At 51.4% G+C, this 2,371-nt stretch carries 3 protein-coding genes; all 3 read left to right on the forward strand.

Annotated elements, in window-relative coordinates; all coding sequences use genetic code 11:
- Nucleotides 1-1,872 (forward strand): TreTu family toxin (locus tag AC07U6_RS22155; RefSeq protein WP_494764854.1); only part of this gene is annotated, 1,872 nt, incomplete at its 5' end.
- Entirely contained in the window at nucleotides 1,866-2,129 is a 264-nt protein-coding gene (locus AC07U6_RS22160) for an immunity protein TriTu family protein (RefSeq protein ID WP_494761852.1), read from the forward strand. The genes AC07U6_RS22155 and AC07U6_RS22160, both read left to right, overlap by 7 nt.
- A 145-nt stretch (nucleotides 2,130-2,274) precedes the next feature.
- The coding region (locus tag AC07U6_RS22165) for a transposase (RefSeq protein WP_494764855.1) at nucleotides 2,275-2,371 on the forward strand (97 nt) is incomplete at its 3' end.

Consider the following 2,371-nt stretch of genomic DNA (forward strand, 5'->3'; position numbering starts at 1 on the left):
GATACCCGATACACTTACACCTGCAATGCCGACGGGCAGATAAGCACGGTGACCCAGCAAGGCACGGCAGACGACGAGGGGCTGCGCCCGACGAAACCAGGCCACCTGACCTACGATGCTGCGGGTCGTGTGATTGAACGCCAGACACTGACCGAGCGGGTGGTGTATCAGTGGGATGTGATGGGTAACCTGCTCGGTGCCAGCCGTACACCGACCGGGCAGGGAGAGAAACTGGGTATACAGTCCAATACCGTCACCTTTGAACGTGATGCGCTGGGCCGGGTGACCCGCGAGCATAACGGCGTAGAAGCGCTGACCTACCAGTATGATGTATTGGGCAACCTGACCGAACTGGGGTTACCGAATGATGACCGCTTCCAGTGGCACCGCTATGGTTCTGGGCATGTCACCGCCATCCGTTTCAATGACCAGATAATCAGCGAGTTTGAGCGGGATGTGTTGCACCGTGAAATCAGTCGCACACAAGGGGCGCTGACACAACATCGGCAGTATGACCGGCTGGGGCGTCGCCAGTGGCAGAGCAGTATCAGCAATCGCCTCACCGACGCACTCACGTCCCCGGAGAGGGGGGTTCTGTGGCGAGCCTACCATTACGATGATTTGCATGAGCTGGCGGCAGTGGAAGACAGTAACCGGGGTGCAGTGAGCTATGGGTATGATGTTGAAGGTCGGCTACGCAGCGTCTATTCGGCACAAGGCGAGCAGACCTCTGTGCATTATGATCAGGCTGATAACGCCTTGCTACTGCCATTACTGACGCCAGAAAGTTCACCGTATGTCCGTGGTAGCCAGCCTTATCGTGATAACCGGTTGAGCCGCTGGGAAGAATGGCAGTATCAGTATGATGCCTTCGGCAATATGTCGGTCAGGCAGAAAGGTCCCGGCAGCCAGCACTATCGCTATGATGCAGATAACCGTCTGGTGGGGGTGAAAGGTGACGGGCCGAAGGGACCGTTTGAAGCGCAGTACCACTATGATGCGCTGGGGCGCCGGTCCAGTAAGGTGGTCACCCTCCGTCAGGAACGGCGTGAGACCCATTTCTTGTGGCAAGGATTGCGGTTGCTGCAAAGCCGTACTGACGATCGCCAGCAAACCTGGTGTTATGACCCGAACGAAGCCTACACACCGCTGGCCTGCATTGAACGGCACTACAGTGGGGATAAACTGTACTGGTATCACACCGACCTGAATGGTTCCCCACAGGAAGTGACCAATGAGCAGGGCGAGATGGTGTGGTCGGGGCAGTATGGGGTGTTTGGTCAGGTGACACGGCAGACGGATGCAATGTGGCGCAACTTCAGTCAGCCGCTAGGCAGGTTCCGCCAACCGTTGCGTTATGCCGGGCAATATCTGGATGAAGAAACCGGGCTGCATTACAATACCTATCGATATTATGCACCTGAGGTTGGGCGATTTATCACACCTGATCCGATCGGTTTGGCAGGTAGTCTGAACCTTTATCAGTATGGGCCTAACCCTCTGAGTTGGATCGACCCTTGGGGGCTCACGAATGTTACAGTTGGAAGGTGGATGGGGCCAGCAGAGCATCAAGCAATGATTGAGACTGGTAAGGTTGTGCAAAGTTCTACAGGAACAACCCATGTGGCCTCACCTGCGGATGTTAATGCCTTTGGTAAACAAGCAAAAAATGGAGCAATGTATGTTGAGTTTGATGTCCCTAAGAGTTCGTTAATACCAACAAACGAAGGCTGGGCAAAGATTGTTGGACCAGACTCTTTAGAAGGCCGCTTGGCTAAACGTAAAGGGTTACCTGTGCCAGAAATGCCGACAGCTAGTAATATAAGTGTGAAGGCTGATAAAATCGATGGGAGAGTAAAAACAAGATGCTAAGAGAATTCGAAATATGGTTGCATGCGCACACCGATTATCAGTCTGTTTATAACAAAAATGAACTATCTGATAGTATGGTTATAGATTTTGAAAATGATAATTATATTGCGCGATTCACTGTTTGGGATGATTTAAGTTGCATGTCTGAAGTTATGTGTGCAGATTCGGGGGAGTATAAACTAAACAAGAGAAACGAGTTTTCAAATTTCGAAGAACTCTTGCACTATTTTAAGGTGTTTTCGGAAAGTGTAAAGTAATCATTATGCCAAGTAATATCTGAGGGAAGGTTCTTGGTCAGCTTAAAAGAAAGACTAATACATAAAGTTAAAATTGAATGGCTCACTGGACTGACCCCACCCCGGTAGACGATCCTGCCCTATAGTTTGAGCACAGGAGGAGCGTATGGGCACACCACGATTTATACCTGAATTTAAGGAAGAAGCCGTCCGTCAGATAACGGAACGCGGTTATTCCGTTGCCGAAGTCTCTGACCGTCCGG

Source organism: Erwinia sp. GW821-FHT03D09 (assembly GCF_059420805.1).